The sequence below is a fragment of the Pseudomonas sp. AC463 genome (genome assembly GCF_979253585.1).
Genome location: NZ_CEEDDZ010000004.1, coordinates 85,130 through 111,663 on the forward strand (window position 1 = coordinate 85,130; position 26,534 = coordinate 111,663).

Genomic DNA, 26,534 nt, shown 5'->3' on the forward strand with positions numbered 1-26,534 from the left:
TATTCATATGTTTGATTTTTTATGGGTGCATATCCGTTACCTAAACAACGGATATGTACACCAAAAGACCACTATCGGGAGCAAGCCCCCTCCCACATTTTTAACCACGCTCCTTCAGTTAGCCGGCTTCAACAGCTGCATCTGCTGGCGATAATCATCCGTCACCTGCCGCGCCTGGCTGCTACTGGTAATCACCCTCGGCGTAATAAGCACAATCAACTCGGTCCGGTCCTTGGACTTACTGGTATTCCCAAACAGCCACCGCAACCCCGGAATCTTCCCCAGATACGGCACCGCACTCACCGACTCCGCGTTGTCCTGCTTGATCAACCCCCCCAGCAACACCGTCTGCCCACTCTGCACCGCCACCTGCGTCGACACCGAGCGCGTAGAAATACGCGGATTATTCTGTGTGTCATTACTCGACGACGCCTGATCCTGCGCATCACTGACCTGTTGCTGAATATCCATATACACCAACCCACCCGGATTGATCCGCGGCACCACATCCAGAATCACCCCGGTCTGCACATACTCAACACTGCTCAACGTGGTGTCGGAGGTGCCGGTATTCACCGTGGTCTGGCTGATGGGAATGTTGTCCCCCACCTGAATCTGCGCCGGTTGGTTGTTCATCACCACCAGCGACGGCGCCGACAGCACCTGGGTGCGGCCGTTGGTTTCCAGCGCGTGCAAGGCCACTTGCAGGTTGGAGCTGACAAACGAATAGAACAACGAATCCGCGCCCAGCCCTGCCCCGCCGCCGCCCAACGCGCCTTGGCTGCCGGAGGCGTTGGCCACGGTGGTGCTGGTGGAATTACCCGCCAGGCGGCCCAGGTACCATTGCACGCCAAGGTCCAGTTCACCGGTGAGTTTGACTTCGAGGATGCGTGTTTCGATCTGCACTTGCAGAGGCGGATTATCGAGGCGTTTGATCGCCGATTCGATTTCCTTCCACTGCACCGGGCGCGTGCGCACCAGCAGTTGGTTACTGCTTTTTTGCGCGGTGATGCGGGTGCCGGCGTCGAGGCTTTTGGCCGGGGCGCCTTCGGTGGCGTCTTGCTCGGCGCTGTCCTCGGCTTGCGGTTCCTGCTCCTCATCCTCGGCGGCAGGCTGGTTGTTATTGAGGTTATTGCTCAAGCCGCCCGGCGTGCTGCCGGAGGTGCTGTTGGTGCCGGGCGACGACAGGGTGGCGGTGCGCAAACCGGGGGCGACCTTGGCCGGGGTGTCGTCCTTGATCGCGCCGGTGCCGTAGATCTGCCGCAGGTACTTGGCGAGGTCAGTGGCCTTCATGTTGCGCACGTCGTACACATACATCTGCGGCTCGTTGCCGCCGCCTTCGTCGATGGTGTGGATCCAGTCACCGACTTCACTCAGGTACTGCGGCTGCGACGAGATCGCCACCACCGAGTTGGTCCGCTCGATCGGCAGAAAACGCACCATGCCCGCCAGGGGCATGCCGCTGTCGGGGCCGAACATCTTTTGCAGCTCGGGCATCAGCTCGGCGACCGAGGCGCGTTGCAGGCCGAACACCCCGACAGACATGCCTTTGAGCCAGTCCACATCGAAGGTGTCGATGGTGTCCTGATAGTTGGCCAGCTCCTCCGGCGTACCGGCCAGGCTCAGCACATTGCGCGCCGGGTCCACCAGCAAAAACGCGTTTTCGCGGGCGAACGGTTTGAGCAGTTTCTGCATCTCGGTGGCCGAGATATAGCGCAGCGGAAAAAGCCGCGCCGACAAGCCGCTGGACGGCTGCGACACACGCATCTCCGGCACCAGCTTGCCCGCCACCGCCTGGCCGGCCGGCAGGATCACATAGCGGTTGCCCTGCTTGATCATGGCGTTGTCGGTCCAGGACAGCAGGGTCTCCAGAATCGACAGGGCCTGCTGCTTGTTCACCGGTTTGGAGGTGGAGAAGCTGACGTTGCCTTTCACGCCCTGGGCGATGCTGTAGTTCTCGTGCAGCAGGTCGCCCATCACACTGTTGATCACCGCTTCGATCGGCTGGTCGGCGAAGTTGAACACGATGTCGCCACCGCCCTCCTCCCTGGCGGCAGGCGCCGCTGCCGGTGGGCGCACGAACTGCTGGTTGCCGCGAATCAATTGGCGTTGCGGCGGTGTCTTCGCCTGGGGTTGGGCAGTGTCGAGCGGCGCCTGCTCGCTGGCCGGGTCCACCGGCGGGCGTTGTGAGCCGGTGCCTTGCATCGCCTCGTGCAACAGGGCTTCGTCCGGGTCGAGGTGGTCGGGGAATGTCCCGCAGCCGCCGAGGGAAACAGCGGTAGCCAGGCACAGCACGGTGGTGCGCAAAGCGCCGGGGAATGTATCGATCAAGGGACGGACTCGTGAGGAAGGGTAATCGGGGGTGCAGTGGACGGCGCCGGTAAACGCAGGCCGCGCAGGCTGAGGGTTTGCGTGCGGCCGTCGAGGACAAAGCGGGCATCGCGGGGTGTGAGGTGTTCCAGGCGCCAGCCATTGGGCAGGGTCTGGTCCTGGTGGACTTTCAGCGGTGGGCCATCCGCGCGTTTGAGCAGTGCGACGCGCAGGTCACCGTCGAGGACGATGCCGGTCAGCGTCAGGCTCGACAGTGCCGAGACGGCCGCTTGGCCGACCGCACGATCAGGGCTGCGGTCGGGGCTGAACAGCGGCGCCTGCCAGGTGCCGGCCAAACTTTCCAGGGTCGCGGTTGGTGCCGACAACACCTTGGCGGTCGTGTTGGCGCGCGCATCGGGAGCCGGCGCGGGCAGCCACTGCGGCGCATCGCCGATGCTGCTCAAAATGCCCAGCATCAATACCCCCAACGCGGCGGATAAGCCGAGCAATCCCCATTCCAGGGGGCGCAATGCATTGATCATCGGGCCACCTGCTTCGCGCCGGCCGGTTGCAAGTAACCGCGCACCAGCAGGTGCACCACAAGTTTGCCGGCACCGCCACTGGCGGGGGCGTCTGGCGGGCGACGAATGCTCATCTCATCCACAAACAAAAACGGCCGCTGGTACTCCAGTTCATGCAGGATCGCGGTCAAGGGTTCGATGGCGCAGTTGAGCGTGAGGCTGACCTTGACCTGGCGATACGGCTCGGCGTCGTCCTGCTCCGGGGTGATGGGCATGCGCTGGGTCAGGCTGCAACCGCCACCGAGGCCGGCGCGGCTGTTGATCAGGTCGGCGATGCGTTGCATCAGGTCGGCCGCCACCGCGCTGGGATCATCGCCGGGCAACAGGCTGGTGCTGCTGGCCGGGTCCTGGCGGGCTTGCTCGAGTTGTTCGCGCAGGCTGTCGCCCTGGCGCAACACGCCGGCGTAGCGTTGCTGTTGTTCGCGCAACTGCTCGGCCTGCTCGCCCATGGCGCGCAGGGGGCCGGCGAACCAGCTGTCGATCAACAGCCAGTAACCGGCGCCAAGCACCAGCGCCAGGATGATCAAGGCGGCGCCACGGCGTTCACGGGGTGTCAGTGGTCGGCGCATCGGCGGCCTCCTGGTGCAGGTGGGCGCGCAAGGAAAACTGATCCTTGCCGGTTTGCGCGTCGGGTTGAATCACCCCTTCGAACTGGGCGTTTTCCAGGCTGTGGCAGCCTTTGATGCGGGTAATCAGCGCACTGGCCTTGGCGCTTTGCCCGGAGAAGGACACGTCGGCGCCGTCGTTGACTTCCAACTGGTCGATCCAGGTGTCGGGCGGCAGGCAGGCGGTCAGTTCGTTGAGCAGCGCCGCCAACGGCGGTTGAGCGGCTTTGCGGCGGATCAAGTACTGCGCGGCGCCACGGGTGTTGAGCAGTTGCTGGCGCAAGGCCTGGACCTCGGCGACCTGCGCCCGTTGCGCCTGAACGCTGTGCTGCATGGCGTCGAGCACGCGCTGGCGGTCGTTGAGCCACAGCAGCATGGCGGCGATCAGCAAGGCGCCGCAGAGCCACGGCAGGCTGCGTTGCAAGCCCTTGCCCGGCGGGCGCTGGCGTGGCCGCAGCGGTGCGGGCAGCAAGTCGATGCCCATGGGCTGGCCCCCACCGCCGTCCACATCCACAGCATGGGGCTGCAGGCCGAGGGCGGCGCAGTCGGTGAGGATCTGGTCGAGGCGTTCGCGCAGGATCGCCACCAGTGTCACCTGCAAGTGCGCAGGCGTGCGGCGCTCCTGGCGCGCGACGAAGTACAGTTGGGCGGCGTCGAAAGGGGTGAAACGATCGAGTTCGTAACCCACCACTGCCGACAGGTTGCGCGCGGCGGCCGGGGGCAGTTGCAGGGTTTGTACCAGCACCGCATCGGGCGCGAGCAGCAACACCTGGCGCACTTCGCCGGCGAGTTTTTCCACCGGCGCAGTCAACGGCCAGGCATAGACATGCTCGGGGATATCAGCGAACGACAACCATGCCGGCAAGCAGCCGCGCAACTCCTTGAGCCACAGCCGCCAGCCCTGTTGCAGCAGGCTGCCGTGCCAGCGCTGCAACGCGGGCTGCAGGTATTTATTCATTCTTGCCAACGTAAGACTCGATAAGGTTGTGCGCTGCCTTGCGCGGGGCTCAATAAAACCGTGGTTTGCAGCTCGGCGTGGTAACCACCGGGGCGTTGCGCGCGGCTGTTGACCACCAGCACTTCGCCGGGGTCTGCGCCGACCGCGCTTTGGTGCGGCAGGTTGAGTGCACGGCGCATCAACGGGCTGGCGAAGGCCGGATCGGGGCGGTCCAGGCCGCTCCACAGGCTGATTTCCGCTACCAACGCGCTGTACAGCGCCTGGGTCATGCCCGGCAGTTGCCGCACTTCTTCCACCACCCGAAACGGTGCCAGGCCCTGGTTGCGACGTACTTCCAGGTCCCTGGCGAGTTGGTTGGCCTGGGCCTGGCTGGCGCCACAGGCCAGGGCCAGGCGCGCGAAGTCGGCGACCTCGGCGCTGTTCAAATACAACTTGCCGCGCTCGCTGCGCAGGCTGACGTGCAACTGCGCGTCGTCGAACTGCAGCGCGATTTCACGCCCGTCCGCAACCCACTGTTTACGCTGCAACGGGTCCGCCAGCGCCTGCATGGCCAGCGCCACGCCTGCCTCGGCCGCCAGCACGGCCTGGGTGTGCTGACGATGCCAGGCGGCCTGGCGGGTTTCCAGTTGCACCCAGCCGGCCAGGCCACCGAGCAGCAGGCTGAGCAAGGCCAGCACCCACAGCACCAGCAACAGCGCCACACCGCGTTGATGCTTGATCATTCGGGCGCCCCGCCGGACAGGTTCAGGCGCAGGGCAACCACTTGCGTGACCCAGGGCACCGGCCCATTCACACGGGCGGCGATCCGCACCGCGTAGGGCAAGCGCTTGGTCCACGGCCACACGCTGATCCAGCCGGTGGCCTGGCCCTTGGGCGACACGCCGCGATAGCTCAATTGCAGGTCTTCGACGCCCTTGAGCAACACCTGCGGCTCACTGCGTGACGCCGGCACGCTGACCTGCGCCGAAGACTCAAACCGCGCGAACGCCACCTGCAAGTCGCGCGACGCCTCAGGCCCGGTCAGTTGCAAGGTGAAGCGCTGAATCCCGCCGCCGAGTACACCGGGCAAGGTCGCAACGAATTGCATGCGCTGCGGGCCACCGGCGAAAAAGCCATCGACCTGGCTGTCGTCCTCGGTCACATCCAGGGGCAACGCCTCACTGATCGAGGTGCGCAAAAACTGCTGCGCGGCGCGCATTTCATCCAGGCTGACCGTGTAACGCTGGGCCTTGAGCACCGCACGATTGGCCCCCAGCAGCGCGCCGCCGACCAGCACCAGCAACACGCCCAGCAGGCTCAGCACGATCATGATTTCGAGCAAGGTAAACCCCTGCTGACGCCGCTTCACAAACCGGCCCCGGCGGCACGCAGTTTCAAGGTGCTGAACTGCGCCTGGCGCGGGCCGTCGCGCACGGTGAGGTCGAGGCGAAACAGGTGCGCCTGGCCGACCCGGCTGGGTTGTTGAGCAATGCGCAATTGCCAGGCAATGCCGTCGATCTCGCCCTGGCGCGTGCTGCTCTGCAACGGCCCCGCGCCCTCCTGATCCATTACGCTCAACGCGGCATGGGTGAGCCGGTCGCTGTGGGCCACCTGCAGGAGCGAGCGCGCGCTCTGGCCGAAGGCGACCAGCAACACGGTGCTGCAAATCGCCATCAGCACCAGCGCGGCGAGCATTTCCAACAGGGTGAAACCGCCTTGTGGATGTTTCATGGCAAGGCCTTGGACTGCACGCTGCCGGTCAGCCAGCCAATATCGATGCGCCAGCGCCGGCTGCCGTTGGCCAACAACAGGTTGCCGCCGGTGGAGCTGCCGTCGGGATAGAACGCCACGCTGGAGCCCGCCTGTTCGGCGGTGTGCAAGGTCACCTGCAAGCCGGCCGGCCAGTGTCTTTTCGGCCGCCCGGGGGCCTGGACGCTCAAGTTGCGCAGGTCAAATACCGTGCTTTCGGTGGTGCCACTGACAATCGCCCGCGCCCGCGTGCTGCGCAGCGCCTCGACGATCTGCCCGACCGCCTGGCGCTCTTTGGCGGCGCGCAGGCCTTGTTGCAGGCCAAAGCCGACCAACCCGGCCGCGATGCTGATCAATACGATCACCACCAGCATCTCCAGCAGGGTAAAGCCGTGTTGAGCCTTGGCCATGGTCGCGGGTTATTCCCAGTTGCCCAGGTCGGCGCTGTAGCCTTCGCCGCCCGGCTGGCCGTCCTGGCCGTAAAAGATCAAATCGAAGGCGCCATGTTCACCCGGGAAGCGATAGCCGAAGGCATGCCCGAACGGGTCCTTGAGGTCCGACGGTTTGGCATACGGCCCGGCCCAGCCCGCGCTGTTGGCCGGTTTGTCGACCAGTTGCTGGAGAGACTTGGGCGGCGAGCCGACATCCAGGCCGTAGCTTTCGATTTTCATGCTCAGGCTGGCCAGTTGCGCCTTGCCCGCGCCGTATTTGCCCTTGTCGACATTGCCGCCGACCTGGCGCACCACGATGGTCGCGACGATGCCCAGCAGCACGATCACGGCGAGCATTTCCAGCAGGGTAAACCCGCCCTGGCGGCGGGCGGGCTTGAATCGGGTATGGCGCATCGGTGGGTTTCCTTAAGGGTTCATATATTGCTGGTGAGGCTCATCAGCGGCAGCATGATCGCCAGCATGATCACCGCCACCAGCACCGCCATGACCACGGTCAGGGACGGCACCAATGCGGCGAGCAGGCGGTCGATGCCGCGCTTGGCTTCGACGTCGAACACTTCGGCGACCTTGAGCAGCATGCTGTCGAGTTCACCGGCCTGTTCGCCGACTTCAATCATTTGCAGGGCCAGGTCCGGCAGCAGCGGCTCGCTGCCAAAGGCGCTGGCCAGGGTGCCGCCGCCCTTGACCGATTCGGCGGCCTGGGCGACTTGCGCTTGCAGCGCACGGTTGGTGCAGACCTGCCGGGCGATGACCAGCGCTTGCAGGAGCGCCACGCCGTTGCTCAGCAAGGTGCCGAGGGTGCGGGCCAGGCGCGCGGCTTCGACCCGTTGCAGCAGCGGGCCGATCACGCGGATGCGCAACACGCGGCGGTCATAACGTTCGCGGCGCTGGGGGTCGCGCAAGCGTGCGGCCAGGGTCCACACCGTCACGATCAACCCGGCCAGCACCGCCAGGCCATAGGCTCCGAGGAACTGACCGAGGCCCAGGATCACTTCGGTAATCAACGGGATCGGCACGCCCAGGTCCTTGAAGATCGGCACGAACTGCGGCACCACGTACGCCAGCAACAGCGCCAGCGAACCGAGCACGCCGACCACCAGAAACGCCGGATAGATCAGCGCGTTGATCACTTCCCCCCTCAATAGCTGGCTGCGTTCGAGGTAGTCACTGAGCTGGCGCAGGGTGTTTTCCAGGGCACCGCCCGCCTCGCCGGCACGCACCATGCTCAAGTACAGCGGCGAGAACTGGCTGCCCTCTTCTTCCAGCGCCTTGGACAGGGGCTGCCCGGCCTTGACGTGTTCACGAATGCGCTCGATCAGCGCGCGGGTCTGCGGTTGGCCGGGTTGCTTGAGCAGGATGCCCAGCGAGCGTTCCAGTGGCTGGCCGGCGCCCAACAGGGTGGCCAGTTGCTGGGTGAAGCTGACCAGCGCGGCGCCGTTCAACTGACCGCGCCCAAACGCCTTGCGCAGCCCTTGGGCACCGGCCACCTCAATGTGCAATAACAACAAACCGCGCTTGTGCAGCGCGGCGACGGCGGCGTCCTGGTCCTTGGCTTCCAGGGTGCCGTTGTGTGGCTGGCCCTGGCTGTCGAGGGCGCGGTATTTGAACAGGCTCACGCGCCGTCTCCACGGGTGACGCGCAGCACTTCTTCCAGCGATGTGACCCCGGCCACCGCCTGGCGCAGGCCCTCTTCATGCAGGGTGCGCAGGCCGCCACGGCGGGCCGCCTGCTCCAGTGTCGCGGCGTCGGCCTGGCGCATCAGCAGGCTGCGCAGTTCGTCGTTCATCACCAGCAGTTCAGTGATTGCGCTGCGGCCGTGGTAACCGCCGCCCGGCGCATCGGCGCGGGGGCGGTAAAGCATGATCGGGCGCTCGTCGGTAAAACGGTCCAGGCCGTGTTCGGCGATCAATTCGGCGGGGGCTTCGAAGGCTTCGCGGGTAGCCGGGTCCAGGCGTCGCACCAGGCGCTGGGCGAGGATGCCGTTGACCGTCGAGGCGATCAGGTAGCTTTCCACGCCCATGTCCAGCAAGCGCGTGATACTCGCCGCCGCGCTGTTGGTGTGCAGTGTGGAGAGCACCAGGTGGCCGGTGAGGGAGGACTGGATGGCGATGCGGCAGGTTTCCAGGTCGCGGATTTCACCGATCATGATCACGTCCGGGTCCTGGCGCACGATCGAGCGCAACGCACCGGCAAAGTCCAGGCCGATGGCGGGCTTGACCTGGATCTGGTTGATGCCCTCCAGCTGGTATTCCACCGGGTCTTCGACGGTGATGATCTTGCGCTCGGCGGTATTGAGCCGCGACAGCGCGGTGTACAAGGTGGTGGTCTTGCCCGAGCCGGTCGGCCCGGTGACCAGCAGGATGCCGTGGGGCCGTTCGAGCACTTCCAGGAAAGTTTCCAGGCGCTGGCCATCAAAGCCCAGGCTCTGGAAATCGAACTGCACGGTCTGCCGGTCGAGCAGGCGCATCACCACCGACTCGCCGAAACTGGTGGGCACCGTGGACACCCGCAAGTCCAACTCCTTGCCCTGGATGCGCAGCATGATGCGCCCGTCCTGGGGCAACCGGCGTTCAGCGATGTCCAGGCGCGCCATGATCTTCACCCGCGAAATCACCGCCGCCGACGAGCTGGACGGCGGCGCTTCGGCCTCGTGCAGCACGCCGTCGATGCGGTAGCGCACCTTGAGCTGGTTTTCGAACGGTTCGATATGGATGTCCGAGGCGCGATGTTCCACCGCGCGCTGCAGGATCAGGTTGACCAGGCGAATCACCGGCGCTTCGGAGGCCATGTCCTTCAGGTGTTCGATGTCTTCCAGGGCGCCGCCCTGCTCGTCGAGGTTTTCGATCAGGGTGCCCATGGCCGAGCGGCCCTGGCCGTAGTAGCGCTCGATCAGGGTGTCGACCTCATTGCGCGGGCCCACGGCCAACCACACCGGCACGCCGCAGGCATAGGCCATGGCCTGGAACGGGTACACCAGCGCCGGGTTGGCCGCCAGCACCCGCAGACCGCCCTGGCTCCAGCCCACCGGCACTACCTGGTAGTGACGCATGAAGCGCTCGGTCAAGGCCGGTAACGGGTCCAGCAAGGGCGGTGCGGCATCCGCCAGCAACAGCGGTGCGCCCAGCAAGTCGGCCCAGGCGCGGGCCAGTTCGACTTCGGAAACCAACCCCAGGCGCGTGAGCAGCCCGAGTAATTCGCTGTCGCCGCCCTCCTGGGACAGGCGCCGGGCGCGCTCCAGGTCAACGGTTTTCAAGCCGGCGTGCTGCATCAGCCACGCGCAGACCTGTTCGGTGTGCGGGATATGCAGTTGGCAGGCGTCGATGGGGGTTGAGGGGCTTGGCATGAGCAGCTGTCTGAGGGGCAATGTTCTACAGGACTGTGGGAGGGGGCAAACCCCCTCCCACAGGGGACCGCGTTTCCAGGTTAGTTCGAGGTCTTCGGCGCGCTCTGGCTGCCATTCAACGGCCGGCCGCCCTTGGTGGTTTCCGCCTTCTGCTTTTTCGCGGCCTTGGGGTCGTGAGTCTGGGTCAGCACGGTGGAATCGGCGGCGCCGGACTTGGCATCGGCGTCGGTGGACTCGGCGGCCATGGCGGCACCACTCAATGCAACGCCCAGCGCAATGCCAGCACCCAACAGGGAAATCTTCATCAACTTTCTCCAGATAAAAAACAGCAGATAGCCCAAGTGGCGCCCTGAACTCGCTCAAGACCCTACACCAAAGCATTGTGTATTACAGCTTATGAAAACATGGCACTTTAGAACTACCGAGCAATGCCACTAGTTCGCCACGCCTGGTTGAAATTTCTTAAACCAATCGACTGGTAGGTTTAGCCTTAGTTCCAAAGCGTAAGAAAATATTTCTTATTTCACGCAAAAATTAGCTTTCGTTTGACTTATAACCGCAAGAATTGCCTTAATTATGCGGTTTTTGCGGTTCAAAATGCCATCTAGTGATATCACTTAGACACTACGCACAACAATAACTCATACAATTATTACACTTATAAAACTGCGAAATTCGCCAAATAGTTGCAATTAGCCATCGGTTAAAAATTGCGCTCAAGGGCAACTATTGCCCAGAAAAAAGTGACGAGCGTGCACTGCAAGACGCACTACTCGGCGCGCCATGTTTACTGAACAGTTGTCGGAGAGACCCATGAACAAACGCAAAATCATCGGTGCGCAGTCGGCTTTCGCCCTGCTGGCCCTGGCCGTATCCCAAGTGCATGCGGCCACCAGCCCAGCGCTGGACGAAGGCAGGGTGAGCCGCGCGGAAAAGGCCGCGGATAAAACCCTGGCGAAGATGACCATGGAAGAAAAACTCGCCTACATCGGCGGCACCGGTGGCTGGGACGTCAAGCCGCTGACCCAGTACGGCATCCCGCAGATCCACGGTGCCGACGGCGGTGTGGGCGTGCGCTACACCAGCGAAGGCAATGCCCAGGGCGTGGTCTACCCGTCCGGGCCGAACCTGGCCGCCAGCTGGAACCCGCGCCGCGCCATCGACCTGGGTCGCGCCCTGGGCTACGACACCGCCAGCGGCGGTTATCAGTTCGTCACCGGCCCTGGCGTGAACCTGTACCGCATGCCGTACAGCGGCCGCGCGTTCGAGTACCTGTCGGGTGAAGACCCGTTCCTCGGCGCCAGCCTCGGGCCCGCGGTGATCAACGGCATTCAGTCGCGCGGTGTATGGGCCAACGCCAAGCATTTCGCCGCCAACGACCAGGAAAGCAACCGCTTCCACCTCAATGAAATCATCAGCGAACGCGTGCTGCGCGAGATGACCTTGCCGCCGTTCGAGTCCGCCTCGAAAAACAGCAAGGTCGCGATGATGATGTGCGCATTCCAGAAGGTGAACGGCGAGTTCGCGTGCCAGAACAAGCACATCATGCGCGACATTCTGAAAACCGAATGGGGCTACCCGGGCTTCGTCCAGAGCGACTACAACGCCGTGGTCGACGGCTTGCCTGCGGCACAGGCCGGCACCGACCTGGACATGATGGGCTACCAGATGAACAGCACGGTGCTCAAGCCGTACCTGGACAGCGGCGAGTTGAGCAGCGCGACCATCGATGACAAGGTGCGGCGCATTCTCAAGCAGATCTACCTGTACAAGTTCGACAGCAAGGCGCCGTTGACCAGCCACAACATGAACAGCGCCACCAGCAACCGTGTGGCCCTGAATGCTGCGCGCGAAGGCATCGTGCTGCTGAAAAACCAGAACAACCTGCTGCCGCTGGACGCCAAGAAGGTCAAGCGCATCGCGGTGGTCGGCACCCTGGCCAAGTACGCGCCGCCTACCGGTTTCGGCAGCGCCAACGTCATGGCCGCCAACTACATCAGCGAGCTGAGCGGCCTGCAGCAACTGGCACCGGGCGCCAAGGTCGAGTTTATCGACGGGCTGTCCCTGGACCCTGCCACGTCGACCTGGACCCACGCCGACAGCAACGGCAACAGTGTCAAAGGCCTCAAGACCGAGTTCTTCAGCAACACCAACTGGTCCGGCGACCCGGCCGCCAGCCGCACCGATACCCACGTCGACCTCGACTGGTCCACCGACAGCCTGCCGGTGAATGGCGACACCGCCGCCACCTCGATCCGCTACAGCGGCCAGATCACCCCGACGGTCAGCGGCGAGCAGGTGTTCAAGGTTCGCGCCGATGGTGCCGTGCGCCTCTACGTCAACGGCAAGAAAGTCCTCGACAACGGCGACGGCAAACCGCTGCCGAACAACAGCATTCCGCCGACCATTCCGGTGTTTGCCAAGGTCAACCTTGAGGCCGGCAAGCCGGTCGACATCAAGCTCGAATACTCGCGCCGCAACGGCTACCTCTCGACCATGGGCGGCCTGGTGGGCGTGCAGATGAGCTGGGCGTCGCTGGTTGCCCCGCAAGACCTGGCCCAGTACGACGCAGTGCTGGTGGCCGCCGGTAACAGCAACGAATACGAAGGCGAAGGCTTCGACCACAGCTTCGACCTGCCCGAGTACCAGAACCTGCTGATCCAGAGCATTGCCAAGGTCAACCCGAATACCGTGGTAACCCTGCACGGCGGCACCGGCCTGAAGATGAGCGACTGGATCGACCAGGTACCGGCTGCGCTGCATGCGTTCTACCCTGGGCAGAACGGCGGCCAGGCGTTGGCGGAGATCCTGCTGGGCAAGGTCAACCCGTCGGCCAAGCTGCCGATCAGCATCGAGCGCAACATCGAAGACAACCCGATCTACGCGACTTTCCCCAAGTTCGACAATCAGGAAACCCTGAGCGAGATGAGCTACAAGGACGACCTGTTCCTGGGCTATCGCGGCTACGAGAAAAAAGGCATCAAGCCGCTCTACCCGTTCGGCTATGGCTTGTCGTACACCACCTTCGGCTACAGCAACATCAGCGTGACCCCTGGGGTCGCGGTGGCGGGCGCGCCGATCAAGGTGTCGTTCGACCTGGCCAACACCGGCAAGGTCGCGGGCGCCGAAGTCGCCGAGCTGTACGTGGGCCAGAACGCGCCGAAAGTCGAACGTGCGCTCAAGGAGCTCAAGGGCTACAAGAAAGTGTTCCTCAAGCCCGGCGAAACCAAGCGCGTAACCATCGAACTCAACGATCGCTCGCTGGCCTACTACGACGTGGCGAGCAAGCAATGGGTGGTGGATGCTGACAGCTTCAACCTGTCGGTGGGCGCCTCGTCCCAGGACATCCGCCTGAACGCCAAGCTGGTCAACCCGTTCCGCCAGGAACTGTCGACCACCACCAGCAACCCACTGCCGCGCTCGGCGCTGAACTCGACGCTGCGTGAACTGCCACAGGTGAAGACCGGTGGTGTTTTGCACCAGAATGAAGGCGACAGCGGCACCAGTGACGGGGATGGCTATGACATGAGCGATGACACCGTTCAAGGCAGCGCAACCGGGAATTGATCCCTGTGGGAGGGGCTTGCGCCCGATGGCGGTGGGTCAGCCGGGGCATTCTTGGCTGACACTCCCTCATCGGGAGCAAGCCCCCTCCCACATTTGGACTGTGCCCGGCACTGAACTCAACGCGGTCCAGTGTGGGAGGGGGCTTGCTCCCGATGGCGGTGGGTCAGCTGGAGCATTCTGGCTGACACACCCTCATCCGGGGCAAGCGCCCTCCCACATTTTACTGTGTTCGACTCAGGTTCTGATGGCCGCATCGACCCGTGCGATGTAGGTATCGAACCGCGCCACCAAATCCACCTGCTCCGGAAAGCGCAGCCACTGGATCTGCAGGCCATCCATCATGGCCAGGATTTCTTCCACCAGCCCGGCGATATCCACATCGCTGCGCACCTCCCCCGCCGCCACCAGGTCGGCAAACTGCCCCTGCATGCGCTGATGAATCACCGCATAGCGCGCCTGGAACCAGGCCCACGCCGGCTGGTTATCCAGCAGGCTTTCCGCATTCAGAATGGTAAACGCGCGCACCACACCGGGCGCGGTGGCATTCGAACGGTTGATTGCCCGCAGGCTGCCGAGCAACCCGGACAGCGATTTCTCGGCGCGCACTTCATCGGCAATCCGCTGGTTGACCTCGTCGCGCCGTTGCAGCACGGCCATCAATAATGAAATCTTGCTGGGAAAGTGATGCAGCACGCCCGCCACGGAAATACCGACGATGGCCGCCACCTTGGCCACCGAGGCGCCGCTGTAGCCCTCCAGGGAAAATACCTGCAAGGCCGCGTCCAGCAGCTCTTCGCGGCGCTTCTCACCTTTGGGTGCGCGGCGGGTCTTGGGGGCAGGTTCGGTCATGGGCAGGTCCTGGTAGGCAAAGAAGAAAGCTCAGGCGCTTTCCCGTTCGATCAAGCGGCAGTCCAACAGGTTCAAACGCTGTACGGCATCCGGCAACACGCCCAGGCTCTGCAGCACACGGGTCGCCGCCAGTATGCCGATCTCCAGCGCGGGCGGCTTGATCGTGCTCAGGCTCGGCAACAGCATTTCGGCGAAAGGGTAATCACCGAAGCCCAGCACCGCACAGGTTAACCCGCCACGCTGCGCGGCCAGCAGGCCACCGGCGGCCAGGTTGTCGTTGGCGAAGAAGATCGCGTCGGGCGGCGTGGCGTGGCCCATCAGCGCTTGCATGGCCTGCTTGCCGGCTTCGAACGGCGCGCTGCCAACCTGCGGGACAAACACCTGGGGCTGCACACCCAATTCGACCAGCGTGGCGGCAAACCCGTCACCGCGCTCCACGGCGCTGAAGTCGCCGGGGGCGCTGTTATGCACGAAGGCGATACGCCGATAGCCCTTGCCATGCAGGTAGCGTGCAGCCGTCACGCCAACTTCGTAGTGGGAAAAGCCGATCTGCAGGGGCGCACGTTCCGGCACGTAGTCCCAGGTTTCCACCACCGGGATATCGGCCTCGGCGATCATCTTTTCGGTGCCCGCGCTGTGGAAGCGGCTGGTCAGCACCAGCGCCGCCGGCGACCAGCCGAGAAACGCGCGCACCGCGCTTTCTTCCTGTTCGGCGCTGAAGTAACTCGACGCCAGCAACAGCTGATACCCGTGGCGGCTGAGGGTGTCGCTGAAGCCCTGGATGGTGTTGGCAAAAATCGGCCCGGAGATGTTCGGGATCACCATCGCCACGATCCGGCCGCGCGCCGAGGCAAGCCCGCCGGCCACCAGGTTGGGCACGTAACCCAGCTCGGCGACCACCTCGGCAATCCGCTCGCGACGCTCGGGCGAGACCTGCTCCGGCTGGTTGAAATAGCGCGACACGGTAATCGCCGAGACCCCGGCCTGGCGCGCCACGGTGTTCAAGGTGACACGCCCGGCGCCACGGCGTTTGCGCGGTTTGTCTTCGCTCACGGGAGGTTCCTGTTAAAAACCAAAAAGAATATAGGGCTAATTTTTTAGTATTTGACGCTCTAAACCAGACCTACCAATAATGCCGATGTTAGCGCTAACAAGGCGCGTTGTCTGCTACTCGCTCGAGCGAATGCCCAAGACAGTTTCACAGGCGCTGACGGTCGCAAGAACCGCAGCGGTTCAGGGCATTCTTTTCGAGCGGACACAGCATGCACAAACACACGCACTTATTCTTCCTCGCCGGTTTGACCGCGCTGCCGGTGGCCGGCACCTTCGCCGCCGACGAACCAGAGGCGACCACCCTCAAAGCGGTCACCGTGACCGCCACCCGCCGCGAAGAGTCGCTGCAAAAAGTGCCGGTGGCCGTCTCGGTACTCGATGGCGAACAACTGGAACGCGACAACCGCAACGGCGTGGCGAGCATCGCCCAACAGGTGCCGTCGCTGAACTTCCGCACCGGCGCGTCGAACAAGGACACCTCGCTGTTCGTGCGCGGCGTGGGCACCATTTCCACCTCCCCCGGCGTTGAGCCCACGGTGGCCACGGTGATCGACGGCGTGGTCTACGCCCGCCCCGGCCAGGCCACCCTCGACCTGCTGGACCTGGAGCGCATCGAAGTGCTGCGCGGCCCCCAAGGCACGCTGTTCGGCAAGAACGCCTCGGCCGGCGTGCTGAACATCACCAGCAAGGCGCCCACCGCCGAGACCCACGGTTATATCGACCAGTCCTACTACAGCGGCAACGAAAGCCGCACCCGCTTCGGCATCGGCGGCAGCCTGGTGCCGGATGTGCTCAAGGGCTCGGTGAGTACGCTGTTCGGCAGCTACGACGGCAATGTCGATAACCAGCACAATGGCCAGGAAGTGAACGGCTACAACCACAAGGGCATTCGCGGCAAGCTGGAATTCACCCCCAATGACGAGGTGAAACTGACCCTGATCGCCGACTACATGCAGTCCCACGACGACGCGCCGAACGGCGTGGTCAGCAAGTCCCTGACCCCGGCCTTTACCAACGCGCTGAGCCCGGTGCGCGCCTCCAACGACAACCGCGACATCAACACCGACACCCGCAGCCACGTCGAAGACACCAACAAGGGCCTGTCCGCCCAGCTGGACTGGAACCTCGGCGACTACACCCTGACCTCGATCACCGCCTGGCGCGGCTGGGACAACACCCAGTACCAGGACGGCGACCGCCTCGGCACCGTTACCGCCGCCTTCCCCGGCACCGCCGACAAGGGCGAACTGGCCTTCGACCAATACTCCCAGGAGCTGCGCCTGGCCTCGCCCAAGGGTGAATTCCTGGAGTACGTCGGCGGGCTGTTCTACATGCACGGCAAAGACACAGAGACCTACCAGCGCACGCTCACCACCCCCACGCGCACCGACCGTGGCATCGCCGACTACAGCACCACCAGCGACAGCTACGCGGTGTTCGGTGAAACCACGTTGAACTTCACCGCGCGCTTTCGCGGCATCGCCGGCCTGCGCTACACCCACGATGACCTTGAGTACGATCACCGCCGCGTGTCCACTTCGGCCACCACCGTCAGCGGCATTCAACCGGCCACCTCCAGTTCCGGCTCGATGGATGAGGACGGCTGGTCCGGTCGGCTCGGCGTGCAGTACGACCTGACCGACAGCATCACCAGCTACCTCACCTATTCCCGTGGCTACAAAGGCCCGGCCTACAACGTGTTCTTCAATATGCAGCCGCGCGACACCGACGCGCTCAAGCCGGAAACCTCCAACACCTGGGAAGCCGGGATCAAGGCCACGGCCTGGAACAACCGCCTGACCACCAACCTGGCGGTGTTCCACAGCGACTACGACAACTACCAGGCGAACTTTTTCGACAGCGTCGCCGGCCAAGTGGTGACCCGCCTGATCAACGCCGGCAGCGTCAGCACCGAAGGCGTCGAGCTGGATTACGCCTTGCAGGCCACCCAGCAACTCAAGCTCTCCGGCGCCCTGGCCTACACCCGTGCACGCATCGATGAGTTCGCCTGCCCCGCCGGCGCCGCCGCCACCTGCAACGTGAATGGCAAGCCCCTGCCCTACAGCCCGGACTGGAAAAGCTACGTGCGCGCCGACTACAGTATCCCGCTGGACAACGGCCTGGATATCGAACTGGGCACCGATTACAGCTGGCAGAGCGAGGTGCAGTACGACATCAGCCAGAACCTCGACACCAAGCAAGGCGCCTACGGCATCTGGAACGCCAGCGTGGCCCTGGCCGACTACAGCAACGGCTGGCGTGTGGCGTTGCTGGCCAAGAACCTCGCCGACAAGTCCTACTCGCCGCTGCTGGCCAGCGGTGGCAACTACATCTACCGCGCCGTGCCCCGTGACGATGAGCGTTACTTCGGCGTGCAACTGCGCAAGGATTTCTAGCATGAGCCGTCAACTCACACTCGGCGCCTTCCTGATGGCCACCGGGCACCACGTGGCCGCCTGGCGCCACCCGGACGTGCCAGCGAATGCCGGGCTGGATTTCGCCCAGTACAAACACCTGGCGCGGGTAGCCGAAGGCGCCAGGTTCGACGCGCTGTTCGTGGCCGACAGCATCGCCGCCGCCACGGGCGAGATCGCCAGCCATATGGCGCGCTCGGATTATTTCGAGCCACTCACCCTGCTCTCGGCGCTGAGTGCGGTTACGGACCATATCGGCCTGATCGCCACGGCCACCACCAGCTACAACGAGCCCTATCATGTGGCGCGTAAATTCGCCTCGCTGGATCACCTGTCCGGTGGCCGCGCGGGCTGGAACCTGGTGACTTCGGACGCGGCGGCCGAAGCACAGAACTTCGGCCGCGACGAACACCTGGGGCATGCCGAACGCTACAGCCGCGCCCGTGAATTTCATCAGGTGGTGACCGGCCTGTGGGACAGCTGGGACGATGACGCCTTCGTGCGCGACAAGGCCAGCGGCAGCTACTACGACCCGGCCAGGCTGCATGTGCTGGACCATGTGGGCGAACACTTCCAGGTCAAAGGCCCACTGAATGTGGCGCGCTCGCCCCAGGGCCAACCCGTGATCGTGCAGGCCGGTTCCTCCGAAGCCGGCCGCGAGCTGGCCGCGCAAACCGCCGAAGTGGTGTTTACCGCGCAGACTTCGTTGGCCACTGCCCAGGCGTTTTATGCCGACCTCAAGGGCCGTCTGGGTCGCTTTGGACGTGAGCCGGAGTCGCTGAAAATCATGCCCGGCGTGTTTGTGGTGGTCGGAGCCACCGAGGCCGAGGCGCAGGCCAAATTCGAAGCATTCCAGGACCTGGTCGAACCCGAGGTGGGTGTGGCCTTGCTGGGACGCATGCTGGGTAACTTCGACCTGTCCGGCTACCCGCTGGACGGGCCGCTGCCGCCGTTGCCCTTGACCGACAGCGGGCAGCGCAGCCGCCAGCAATTGCTCAGTGAACTGGCCGAACGCGAGCACCTGACTCTGGCACAATTGGGCCGCCGAATTGCCGGCGGGCGCGGGCATTACAGCCTGATTGGCACGCCCGCGCAGATCGCCGATGAGCTGCAACGCTGGTTCGAAAATGGCGCGGCCGACGGCTTCAATATCCTGGTGCCGCACCTGCCCGGCGGGCTGGAAGATTTCGCCGAATGGGTCGTGCCCGAACTGCAACGACGTGGCCTGTTCCGCACCGAATACAGCGGCAGCACCTTGCGTGAAAACCTCGGTTTGGCACGCCCCGCCAACCGCTTTAAAAAGGACGATGCATGAAGATTCGAGCCCTGCTGCTGGCACTGCTGGCCGTCACGCAAACCACCCTCGCCGCCGACCCCGCCACCCTGCGCATCGGCTACCAGAAAGGCTCCATCGCCCTGGTGCTGGCCAAGGAGCACGGCCTGCTGGAGCAACGTTTTGCAAAGACCGAGGTAAAGTGGATCGAATTCCCCGCCGGCCCACAGATGCTCGAAGCCCTTAACGTCGGCGCGCTGGACGTGGGTTCCACCGGCGATATCCCACCGCTGTTCGCCCAAGCGGCGGGCGCGGATCTGGTCTACATCGGCGCCGAACCGCCCAAGCCCAGCGCGGAAACCATCCTGGTGCGCAACGACAGCCCGCTGCATTCGGTGGCGGATCTGAAGGGCAAAAAAGTCGCCTTCCAGAAAGGCTCCAGCTCCCACAACCTGCTCCTGCGCGCCCTGAACAAAGCCGGCTTGAGCTACAAGGACATCCAGCCGGTGTACCTGCCACCCGCCGACGCACGCGCCGCGTTCGAGCAAGGCAGCGTGGATGCCTGGGCCATCTGGGAACCCTACTCTTCCCTGGCGCTGAGCCAGAGCCCCAGCCATGTGCTGGCCAATGGCGAAGGGTTGGGTTTGTCCGGGCCGGTGTACACCGCGCGGCGCGAGTATGCGCAGGCCAACGGGGCATTTATCCATGACCTGCTGGATGAACTGACCAAGGCCGAAGCACTGACCCGCAGCCAGCGTGAAGACAGCCTGCGCGTGCTGACCCGGTTCATGGGCCTGCCCAGCGAGGTGATTGCACGCTATATGGATAACCGCCCGCCTTCGCCGATCTTGCCGATTGATGAGCGCATCATTCAGGCGCAGCAGGCGACGGCGGATTTGTTTTATCAGAACCGGTTATTGCCCAAGCCCATCGAAGTAAAGAAGGCCGTGTGGAAATCCCAAGCCAACTGAGATCCAAATTTGGGAGGGGGCAAGCCCCCTCCCACATTTTGAATTGCGTCAGACGTGCCTGCGTGTGCTTTTTTCGACCACGCACATTGGCGTGCCCGACACCGGCTCACTGATGATCTGCACCTGCACCTCAAACACCTCACGCATCAACGCCACACCCATCACCGCCCCCGGCGCACCATCCGCCACCAGCCTGCCGCCGTGCATCACCGCCAGGTGGTCGGCATAACGGCAGGCCTGGTTGATATCGTGGAGCACAGTGATCACGGTCTTGCCTTCGGCGGCCAGTTCGCGCATCAGGTCGAGCAGTTCGACCTGGTGGCTGATGTCGAGGTAGGTGGTGGGTTCGTCCAACAGCACCACCGGTGCGTTCTGCGCCAACACCATGGCCAGCCAGGCGCGTTGGCGCTGGCCGCCGGATAAGTCCGCCAACGCGCGGTCGGCCAGGCTGTCCAGTTCCAGGCGCTGCATGGCCTGGGTGACGTGGGACTGGTCGTTGCCGCTCAAGCGCCCCCACAGCGAGTTATGCGGGCTGCGGCCGTAGGCGACCAGTTGGCGCACGCTGACGCCTTCCGGCACCGGCAGCACCTGGGGCAGAAACGCGATCTGCCTTGCCAGCTGACGCGCGGACAAGGCGCTGTACGCCTGGCCGTCGAGGGTCAGTTCGCCGCTCAAGGGCTTGAGGATGCGTGCAAACGCCTTGAGCAAGGTGGACTTGCCACAGCCGTTGGGCCCGATCAACGCAGTAACCTTGCCCGGCGGCGGCGCAAATGAAAGGCCCTGCACGATGCGTGTGCTGCCGTAGCCGATATCGACCTGGCTGGCCTTGAGAATAGTCATGTGATCAACCCTTGAACCGTGCCAGCAACCAAAGAAAATACGGCGCACCAATCACCGCCGTCAGCACCCCTGCGGGGATTTCACTGGGCGCGATCAGCGTGCGCCCGAGGGTGTCGGCCAGCACCAGCAGCAGCGCGCCAATCAGCATCGCCGCCGGCAGCAGGAACTGGTGATGCCCGCCCACCAGGCGCCGTGCCATGTGCGGCGCGACCAGGCCGATAAAGCCGATCGGCCCGATCACGCCCACGCCCAGGCTGGTGAGCAGCACCGCGCAGGCCATCGCCAGCCAGCGTGTGCGGTTGAGCGCCGTGCCAAGGCTGTGGGCCGCGTCATCGCCCAGGGCAATCAGGTTAAGCGGCTTGGCCAGGCACAACCCCAGCGGGATCAGCAGCAGAAACGGCAGCACCAGCACCACATGGTGCCAGTTGCGGCTCCACAAACTGCCGGTGAGCGCGAGTAAGGCGGTGTTGATATCCAATGGGTGCGACAGGATCAGAAACTCGGTGACGCTGGCCAGGGTCACCGCAATCGCCACCCCGGACAGCGCAAAGCGCACCCCGGAAAAACTCACGCCGGTGTTGTACAGCGCCAGCAGCAACGCGCCGCCGGCCCCGCCCAGGCACGCCACCAGCGGCAGCCAGGCCACTGGCAAGTGCGGCCAGCTGATGATCGCCACGGTCAGCGCCAGCCCGGCGCCCTGGGTCACGCCGAGAATCTCCGGCGAGGCCAGCGGGTTGCGGATCACGCCCTGCACAATCGCCCCGGCCAGGCCGAAGGCACACCCGGCAAGGATCGCGATCAGGCTGCGAGGCAGGCGGTGGTTCCACACTTCGAAATCAAGCGCGTCATGGGCCAGCAGGCGCTCGAGGACGGTGGCGGGCTTGAGCCACAAGGTACCGGCGCTGAGGCTGATAAACGTCGCCAGCAGCAACAGGCCGAGCAGCAGCCCCAGGCGAAAACGTGGGCGAATCATAGGGCGCGCCTGGCAAGAAAGAGGAAGAACGGTGCGCCGATCAAGGCGGTCACCACCCCCGCCGGGGTTTCCACCGGGAAGGCTACGGCGCGGCTGAGCAGGTCGGCGCCCAGCACGATCACCGCGCCGAGGGCCGCACTCAGCGGGATCAGCCAGCGGTAGTCGTTGCCGAGAAACTGACGCAGGATATTCGGCGCGATCAGCCCGACAAACCCGATTGGCCCCACCGCGCAAACGCTCGCGCCCACCAGCAACAGGCTGGCGACAAACACCTGCAGGCGCAGACTGGCGATGCCCACGCCCAGCGAGCGCGCGGCGTCTTCGCCGAGGTTGATCAGGTTCAAGCGCGGCGCACACCACAGCGCCCACAGGCCGCCGATCAGGGTGCACGGCCAGAGCAATTGCACCTGCGCCGCACCGACGTTGGCCAGGGAACCGGCCAGCCAGTTCAACACGCTTTGCGCCTGGGCCTCGACCAGGATCACCGTGAGCCGGGTCAGCGCGGCGCACAGCGCGGCCACGGCGACACCGGCCAGTACCAGGCGACCTTGGGCAGTGGTCGGCGACCACGCGCCGCCGAGGCTGAACACCGTGATCCAGGCCAGCGCGCCGCCCAGGCAGGTCATCAACAAAGCACCGCCGGCAAACGGTGGCGCCACCAACCCGGTGGAAAACAACGCGAGCCCCAGCGCCGCCCCCGCCGTGACGCCAAACAACGACGGCGAGGCCAGGCGGTTGCGCGTAATGCCCTGCATCAGCGCACCGGCCAGGCCGAGGCACGCGCCCACCAACGCGGCACACACGGCGCGAGGCACACGCAACTGGGCGACGATGTAGGCCATATTGCCGCCCACACTGCCCTGGTGCACCAGGCCATTCCACGCATCCGTGGCGGTGATGGTGAACGGCGACCAACTGTACAGCGACAGCCAGAACAGCCCGGCCCCCAGCAGCACAATGCCCGCCGCCGCGAGACTGCGCGCCACGCTTATTGGCTCAGTACGGCTTTGCCGCCCTTGAGAATCGCCAGGGCGTCCTCGGCGATCTGCTCCGAGGCCAGCACACCGCGGTTGCGCGCCCAGCTGTCGCCATCCACTTCAGCTACCTGTTTGTTGCGTACGGCGCCGAGCACTTGCCACAGCGGTTGCTTGCTCCAGGCGTCGACGATGCTCGGGCGGCGGTAATGGCCAACCAGCAACCAACCCGGGTCGAGGGCCAGCAGTTGCTCCAGGCTGACGAATTCGGTGGGCGCCGCATTGGCGCGCACCGCCGGGACTTTCAGGCCGATGGCTTGCAGCACGCTGCCGGCATAGGAATCCGGGCCGTGCACGGAGAAGCTGTCTTCACGGGCGACACCAAACAACACGCTGGCACCGGCGGGGATCTGCTGGGCAATGGCTTTGAGGTTTTCACGGTTCTTCTGAATGCGCGCGGCCATCTGCGGGCTTTTGCCCAGGGCCTTGCCGATCAGCTCGGCGGACTTGAGGCTGCCCTCGTAATCCTCACCGCGCGAAGGCAGCAACAGGGTTGGCGCAATGCTTGCCAGGTCGCTGTACAGCGCCTGGTGGCGGTTGAGGTCGGCGACGATCAGGTCCGGTTTGAGCCGGGCGATTTCCTCGATGCTCGGCTGCGAGCGCAGGCCCACCGACTTCCACTGGCCGATGGCTTGGCGCACGCGGGGCAACACGCGGTTGGCATCGCCATCATCGGCGGCGCCCACGGGAGTTACGTCGACGGCGGCGAGGCTGTCGAGGAACGAGAATTCCAGCACCACCACGCGCTTGGGTGCATCCGGCAGATGCACGGCGTGCTGGCCGTCATTCAGGTCGATGGGGGCAGCGCTTAGCACGCTTGAAGACAACGCCAGGAGGCAGGCGGCAAGGGTCGGGATGGAGCGCAGGATTTGCATGAAGGTACCTCGGCGTTAAAGCACCCCGGCTAGACGGGCTGGGGAAAACGGCGGGTACTATTCCATATCGGGGCGGTGTGATCAAAAAACATTCTCATTAAGATGGCCCAGACACCACAAATCAAATGTGGAAGGGGGCTTGCCCCCGATGGCGGTCTAGACTGACACACCGCCATCGGGGGCAAGCCCCCTCCCACATTTTTGATCGGCGTCTACTAGAAATCGACGGTGGCCGACAGCAAGTAGGTACGCGGCGTCGACAAGGTCAGCCCCGGCTCGCTGTCATCCGACGCACCGGCCGAACTCCAGTAGCGCTTGTCGGCGACGTTCTCCACGTTGGCGCGCAGGGTGATGTGCTTGTCATCGACCTTGAAGGCGTAGCGCGCGCCGACGTCGATGCGGTTCCAGGCATCGATTTCCTTGACGTTGGAGGTGTCCAGGTACTGCGAGCTGGAGTAGATGCCACGGCTGGTCAGGGTCAGGCCTTCCAGGGCCGGCACGTCCCACTCGGCGCCGAGGTTGACGTTGTACTTGGGCGTGGCCGGGGCGCGGTTGCCGTCGACGGTGCCGTTGGTGGTTTTCTGCAGTTCGCTGTCGATATACATCACCCCGCCGAGCAGGCGCACGCCCTTGAGCGGTTCGCCGAACACACTCAGCTCCGCACCGGTGTTCTGGCGCTTGCCGTTGGGGCCGAACAGGTTCGTGGTGCCATTGGTTTCATAGGCCGGTTGCTTGATGCGGAACACCGCAGCGGTGACGGCCAAGGCGCCGGCGTCGTATTTGGCGCCGACTTCCACCTGGCGGCTGATAAATGGCGGGAAGATTTCATCATCGTTGGCCGACGTGGACGGCGCGATCTTGCCCTGGCTCAGGCCTTCCATGTAGTTGGCATACAGCGACAGCTTGTCGGTGGCCTTGAACAGCAGGCCGCCGGACGGCGAAATCTTTTCTTCGTCGTAGCCAGTCTTGCCTTTGACCCCGTTATTCCAGTCATCCACCTTGACCCGCTGCCAGCGCGCGCCGAGGGTCAGCAACAGGCGGTCGTCGAAGAAGCCCAGGGTGTCGGACAGCGCCACGCCGCTGAATTTATTCTCGGTGTAGACCTTGGGATCGGGCCGCGTCTGCACCGTCGGCGTTATTGTCGGCACCGGGTTGTAGAGGTTGCTGAGCCCGTTTGCATAACGCGCGCCGCCGTTCTCAAAGTCCATGTAGAAATAGCTGGCGGCCAGGTTGACCTCATGGCTCACCGAGCCGGTATGGAACCAGTTGCGCACGCCGGCGTTGTAGGTGCGCACGTTTTCATCGCGGGTGAAATCCCGCGGCGACACGGTGAAGTCGCCGGCGGCGTTGCTGACCGACACCGCGTGACGCAGGAAGTCGTGGTTACTTTTACGTGCGCCGAAGCCACCGTAGAGCATCACCGAATCGCTGAGGTCATATTCGGCATTCAGGGTGCCAAAGGTGTCATTGGTGCTGGCCTTGCTCCAGGACTGCGCGTAGTTGTGGCGCACATCATTGGCGCTCGGTACCGGTGCGGCGGCGGCGACCTGCACGCGCTCCTGGGGCGCGTCGGTGTCGCGTTCGGTGTGGCCGATATCGCTGGAAAGGCGCAGACGCTCGCCGCGAAAATCCAGGCCCAGCACGGCCATTTCACGGTCGACGCTCTGGTGGTCCCACTCGGTGTCGCCGGACTGCTTCACGCCGTTGAAGCGGATGCCGAACTTGTTGTCCTCGCCAAAACGCCGGCCGATATCCACCGCGCCGCCGGCCTGGCTGTCGGAGGCCCAGTTGCCGGTGAACGAGTTGATGTCCTTGTCGGTGGCGCGCTTGGGCACCACGTTGATCCCGCCGCCCACGCTGCCGCGCGGCGAGATGCCGTTGATCAACTGGGTGGGACCTTTGAAGATGTCGACGCGGTCGGCCATTTCCATGTCGATGGTGTAGGTCGGCAGCACGCCATACAGGCCGTTGTAGGCCACATCACTGTTGAACAGGCTGAACCCGCGAATGGTGAACTGCTCATAACGCCCACCGGCGGGGTTGGTGGCGCGTACCGACGGGTCGCTGGCGATCAGGTCGCCGAGGGTGCGGGCCTGCTGGTTTTTCACCGCGTCCTGGGTGTAGGTGGTCATGCTGAACGGGGTTTCCATGAAGTCCCGCGTGCCCAGCAGGCCTTGCGAGCCACGGCGCGCCACCTGGCCACCGGCGTAGGTGTCGCCGTCGTACAGGCCGGTGGTGCCCAGGATCGAGGTCGGCGCCAGTTCCAGGCTGCTGCCATCCGGCACCGGCACCAGCATGTAGGCCTGCTCGCCCATCGGCTGCAGTTGCAGGCCGGAGCCTTGCAACAGACGCGCAAAGCCCTCCTCCACCCCGTACTCGCCGGACAAGCCACTGCTGCTGCGCCCGCTGACCAACGCCGGATCCACCGACAGGTTCACACCCGACAACCCGGCAAAACGGGTCAGCGCTGCACTCAAGCTGCCGGCCGGCACCTGGTAGCTGCGGCGCGCGGATGCGTCTTCGGCGTAGCTGACAGCGGCGAATAACGGGCTGGCGCTGAGACTCAGCATCAGGCTCAGTTTCAGCAACGGGCGCAAGCGCAAGGGTAGAACTGCGGACATGGGAGGAAGCTCTCGATTTTGTTCACTTGCCTGAAATGACAGGCGAGGTGAAAAAAAGGGACAGCGTTAATCAACTATTTCTTCAGG

The 26,534-nt window shown here is 64.3% G+C and carries 23 protein-coding genes; 4 read left to right on the plus strand and 19 right to left on the minus strand.

Going from position 1 to position 26,534, the window contains the following annotated elements; all coding sequences use genetic code 11:
* Window positions 1–114 precede the first annotated feature (114 nt).
* From gspD to AC0IYH_RS06135, 12 genes are all read right to left on the minus strand, one after another.
* A complete protein-coding gene (gene gspD / locus AC0IYH_RS06080) occupies window positions 115–2,331 on the minus strand; it encodes a type II secretion system secretin GspD (RefSeq protein WP_471833315.1) in 2,217 nt (738 codons plus the stop codon).
* Window positions 2,328–2,852, minus strand: coding sequence for a general secretion pathway protein GspN (locus AC0IYH_RS06085; protein ID WP_116626479.1), 525 nt, complete (start codon window positions 2,850–2,852; stop codon window positions 2,328–2,330). Before AC0IYH_RS06085 ends, gspD begins: the two co-directional genes overlap by 4 nt.
* Window positions 2,849–3,460 carry a type II secretion system protein GspM gene (gene gspM / locus AC0IYH_RS06090; protein ID WP_116626478.1) on the minus strand — a complete coding sequence of 204 codons (612 nt, stop codon included), beginning with the start codon at window positions 3,458–3,460 and terminating at the stop codon, window positions 2,849–2,851. Before gspM ends, AC0IYH_RS06085 begins: the two co-directional genes overlap by 4 nt.
* Entirely contained in the window at window positions 3,435–4,454 is a 1,020-nt protein-coding gene (locus AC0IYH_RS06095; RefSeq protein WP_471833316.1) for a PilN domain-containing protein, read from the minus strand. The genes gspM and AC0IYH_RS06095 overlap by 26 nt, the downstream gene beginning before the upstream one ends.
* Entirely contained in the window at window positions 4,451–5,176 is a 726-nt protein-coding gene (locus tag AC0IYH_RS06100; RefSeq protein ID WP_116626476.1) for a general secretion pathway protein GspK, read from the minus strand. The genes AC0IYH_RS06095 and AC0IYH_RS06100 overlap by 4 nt, the downstream gene beginning before the upstream one ends.
* On the minus strand, window positions 5,173–5,802 hold the full coding sequence (locus AC0IYH_RS06105) for a prepilin-type N-terminal cleavage/methylation domain-containing protein (protein WP_471833317.1): 630 nt from the start codon (window positions 5,800–5,802) through the stop codon (window positions 5,173–5,175). The genes AC0IYH_RS06100 and AC0IYH_RS06105 overlap by 4 nt, the downstream gene beginning before the upstream one ends.
* Window positions 5,799–6,164, minus strand: coding sequence for a prepilin-type N-terminal cleavage/methylation domain-containing protein (locus AC0IYH_RS06110; protein WP_471833319.1), 366 nt, complete (start codon window positions 6,162–6,164; stop codon window positions 5,799–5,801). Before AC0IYH_RS06110 ends, AC0IYH_RS06105 begins: the two co-directional genes overlap by 4 nt.
* Window positions 6,161–6,592, minus strand: a complete 432-nt coding sequence (locus AC0IYH_RS06115; RefSeq protein WP_116626473.1) for a type II secretion system protein — start codon at window positions 6,590–6,592, stop codon at window positions 6,161–6,163. The genes AC0IYH_RS06110 and AC0IYH_RS06115 overlap by 4 nt, the downstream gene beginning before the upstream one ends.
* Before the next feature lie 9 nt (window positions 6,593–6,601).
* A complete protein-coding gene (gene gspG, locus AC0IYH_RS06120) occupies window positions 6,602–7,027 on the minus strand; it encodes a type II secretion system major pseudopilin GspG (protein ID WP_122773270.1) in 426 nt (141 codons plus the stop codon).
* A 20-nt stretch (window positions 7,028–7,047) separates the two neighbouring features.
* A complete protein-coding gene (gspF, locus tag AC0IYH_RS06125) occupies window positions 7,048–8,250 on the minus strand; it encodes a type II secretion system inner membrane protein GspF (protein WP_471833321.1) in 1,203 nt (400 codons plus the stop codon).
* Entirely contained in the window at window positions 8,247–9,977 is a 1,731-nt protein-coding gene (gene gspE, locus AC0IYH_RS06130; RefSeq protein WP_471833323.1) for a type II secretion system ATPase GspE, read from the minus strand. The genes gspF and gspE overlap by 4 nt, the downstream gene beginning before the upstream one ends.
* A gap of 80 nt (window positions 9,978–10,057) precedes the next feature.
* Window positions 10,058–10,282 (minus strand): hypothetical protein, encoded by a 225-nt coding sequence (locus tag AC0IYH_RS06135; protein ID WP_116626469.1) that lies wholly within the window; start codon window positions 10,280–10,282, stop codon window positions 10,058–10,060.
* A 508-nt stretch (window positions 10,283–10,790) separates the two neighbouring features.
* Between AC0IYH_RS06135 and AC0IYH_RS06140 the strand changes: the two genes are divergently transcribed.
* Window positions 10,791–13,544, plus strand: coding sequence for a glycoside hydrolase family 3 C-terminal domain-containing protein (locus AC0IYH_RS06140; protein WP_116626468.1), 2,754 nt, complete (start codon window positions 10,791–10,793; stop codon window positions 13,542–13,544).
* A gap of 234 nt (window positions 13,545–13,778) precedes the next feature.
* On the opposite strand, the gene AC0IYH_RS06145 is transcribed toward AC0IYH_RS06140, so the two are convergent.
* Window positions 13,779–14,393 carry a TetR/AcrR family transcriptional regulator gene (locus AC0IYH_RS06145; protein ID WP_116626467.1) on the minus strand — a complete coding sequence of 205 codons (615 nt, stop codon included), beginning with the start codon at window positions 14,391–14,393 and terminating at the stop codon, window positions 13,779–13,781.
* 30 nt (window positions 14,394–14,423) lie between these two features.
* A complete protein-coding gene (locus tag AC0IYH_RS06150; protein WP_116626466.1) occupies window positions 14,424–15,446 on the minus strand; it encodes a LacI family DNA-binding transcriptional regulator in 1,023 nt (340 codons plus the stop codon).
* Window positions 15,447–15,655: 209 nt separating this feature from the next.
* Between AC0IYH_RS06150 and AC0IYH_RS06155 the strand changes: the two genes are divergently transcribed.
* From AC0IYH_RS06155 to AC0IYH_RS06165, 3 genes are read left to right on the plus strand one after another with little or no spacing between them, the layout of a single operon-like run.
* Complete coding sequence (locus AC0IYH_RS06155) at window positions 15,656–17,842, plus strand: TonB-dependent receptor (RefSeq protein ID WP_471833326.1); 2,187 nt, start codon at window positions 15,656–15,658, stop codon at window positions 17,840–17,842.
* A 1-nt stretch (window position 17,843) separates the two neighbouring features.
* Window positions 17,844–19,175 carry an LLM class flavin-dependent oxidoreductase gene (locus AC0IYH_RS06160; protein WP_471833328.1) on the plus strand — a complete coding sequence of 444 codons (1,332 nt, stop codon included), beginning with the start codon at window positions 17,844–17,846 and terminating at the stop codon, window positions 19,173–19,175.
* Complete coding sequence (locus AC0IYH_RS06165; RefSeq protein WP_471833329.1) at window positions 19,172–20,104, plus strand: aliphatic sulfonate ABC transporter substrate-binding protein; 933 nt, start codon at window positions 19,172–19,174, stop codon at window positions 20,102–20,104. Before AC0IYH_RS06160 ends, AC0IYH_RS06165 begins: the two co-directional genes overlap by 4 nt.
* 48 nt (window positions 20,105–20,152) lie before the next feature.
* Here AC0IYH_RS06165 and fecE read toward each other — a convergent pair whose 3' ends face one another.
* The 5 genes from fecE to AC0IYH_RS06190 all read right to left on the minus strand — a co-directional run bounded on the left by fecE (window position 20,153) and on the right by AC0IYH_RS06190 (window position 26,447).
* Entirely contained in the window at window positions 20,153–20,944 is a 792-nt protein-coding gene (fecE, locus tag AC0IYH_RS06170; protein WP_471833330.1) for a Fe(3+) dicitrate ABC transporter ATP-binding protein FecE, read from the minus strand.
* Window positions 20,945–20,948: 4 nt separating this feature from the next.
* Window positions 20,949–21,917: an iron chelate uptake ABC transporter family permease subunit gene (locus AC0IYH_RS06175; protein ID WP_122773278.1), complete on the minus strand. Its 969-nt coding sequence runs from the start codon at window positions 21,915–21,917 to the stop codon at window positions 20,949–20,951.
* Window positions 21,914–22,903 (minus strand): iron-dicitrate ABC transporter permease FecC, encoded by a 990-nt coding sequence (gene fecC, locus AC0IYH_RS06180; RefSeq protein ID WP_122773279.1) that lies wholly within the window; start codon window positions 22,901–22,903, stop codon window positions 21,914–21,916. Before fecC ends, AC0IYH_RS06175 begins: the two co-directional genes overlap by 4 nt.
* 2 nt (window positions 22,904–22,905) lie before the next feature.
* The gene (locus tag AC0IYH_RS06185; protein ID WP_122773280.1) at window positions 22,906–23,826 is read right to left on the minus strand and encodes a Fe(3+) dicitrate ABC transporter substrate-binding protein; all 921 of its coding nucleotides are present in this window, start codon (window positions 23,824–23,826) and stop codon (window positions 22,906–22,908) included.
* 215 nt (window positions 23,827–24,041) lie between these two features.
* Entirely contained in the window at window positions 24,042–26,447 is a 2,406-nt protein-coding gene (locus AC0IYH_RS06190) for a TonB-dependent siderophore receptor (protein ID WP_471833332.1), read from the minus strand.
* Between the last annotated feature and the right edge of the window lie 87 nt (window positions 26,448–26,534).

What these genes read in the sequence shown, in the direction of transcription:
- AC0IYH_RS06190 (WP_471833332.1), bottom strand. Translation starts at nt 26,447, where the DNA reads ATGTCCGCAGTTCTACCCTTGCGCTTGCGCCCGTTGCTGAAACTGAGC.
- AC0IYH_RS06155 (WP_471833326.1), top strand. Translation starts at nt 15,656, where the DNA reads ATGCACAAACACACGCACTTATTCTTCCTCGCCGGTTTGACCGCGCTG.
- AC0IYH_RS06145 (WP_116626467.1), bottom strand. Translation starts at nt 14,393, where the DNA reads ATGACCGAACCTGCCCCCAAGACCCGCCGCGCACCCAAAGGTGAGAAG.
- AC0IYH_RS06110 (WP_471833319.1), bottom strand. Translation starts at nt 6,164, where the DNA reads ATGAAACATCCACAAGGCGGTTTCACCCTGTTGGAAATGCTCGCCGCG.
- gspM (WP_116626478.1), bottom strand. Translation starts at nt 3,460, where the DNA reads ATGCGCCGACCACTGACACCCCGTGAACGCCGTGGCGCCGCCTTGATC.
- AC0IYH_RS06085 (WP_116626479.1), bottom strand. Translation starts at nt 2,852, where the DNA reads ATGATCAATGCATTGCGCCCCCTGGAATGGGGATTGCTCGGCTTATCC.
- fecE (WP_471833330.1), bottom strand. Translation starts at nt 20,944, where the DNA reads ATGACTATTCTCAAGGCCAGCCAGGTCGATATCGGCTACGGCAGCACA.
- AC0IYH_RS06095 (WP_471833316.1), bottom strand. Translation starts at nt 4,454, where the DNA reads ATGAATAAATACCTGCAGCCCGCGTTGCAGCGCTGGCACGGCAGCCTG.
- AC0IYH_RS06100 (WP_116626476.1), bottom strand. Translation starts at nt 5,176, where the DNA reads ATGATCAAGCATCAACGCGGTGTGGCGCTGTTGCTGGTGCTGTGGGTG.
- AC0IYH_RS06115 (WP_116626473.1), bottom strand. Translation starts at nt 6,592, where the DNA reads ATGGCCAAGGCTCAACACGGCTTTACCCTGCTGGAGATGCTGGTGGTG.
- AC0IYH_RS06160 (WP_471833328.1), top strand. Translation starts at nt 17,844, where the DNA reads ATGAGCCGTCAACTCACACTCGGCGCCTTCCTGATGGCCACCGGGCAC.
- AC0IYH_RS06165 (WP_471833329.1), top strand. Translation starts at nt 19,172, where the DNA reads ATGAAGATTCGAGCCCTGCTGCTGGCACTGCTGGCCGTCACGCAAACC.
- AC0IYH_RS06140 (WP_116626468.1), top strand. Translation starts at nt 10,791, where the DNA reads ATGAACAAACGCAAAATCATCGGTGCGCAGTCGGCTTTCGCCCTGCTG.
- gspE (WP_471833323.1), bottom strand. Translation starts at nt 9,977, where the DNA reads ATGCCAAGCCCCTCAACCCCCATCGACGCCTGCCAACTGCATATCCCG.
- AC0IYH_RS06185 (WP_122773280.1), bottom strand. Translation starts at nt 23,826, where the DNA reads ATGCAAATCCTGCGCTCCATCCCGACCCTTGCCGCCTGCCTCCTGGCG.
- AC0IYH_RS06175 (WP_122773278.1), bottom strand. Translation starts at nt 21,917, where the DNA reads ATGATTCGCCCACGTTTTCGCCTGGGGCTGCTGCTCGGCCTGTTGCTG.
- AC0IYH_RS06135 (WP_116626469.1), bottom strand. Translation starts at nt 10,282, where the DNA reads ATGAAGATTTCCCTGTTGGGTGCTGGCATTGCGCTGGGCGTTGCATTG.
- gspG (WP_122773270.1), bottom strand. Translation starts at nt 7,027, where the DNA reads ATGCGCCATACCCGATTCAAGCCCGCCCGCCGCCAGGGCGGGTTTACC.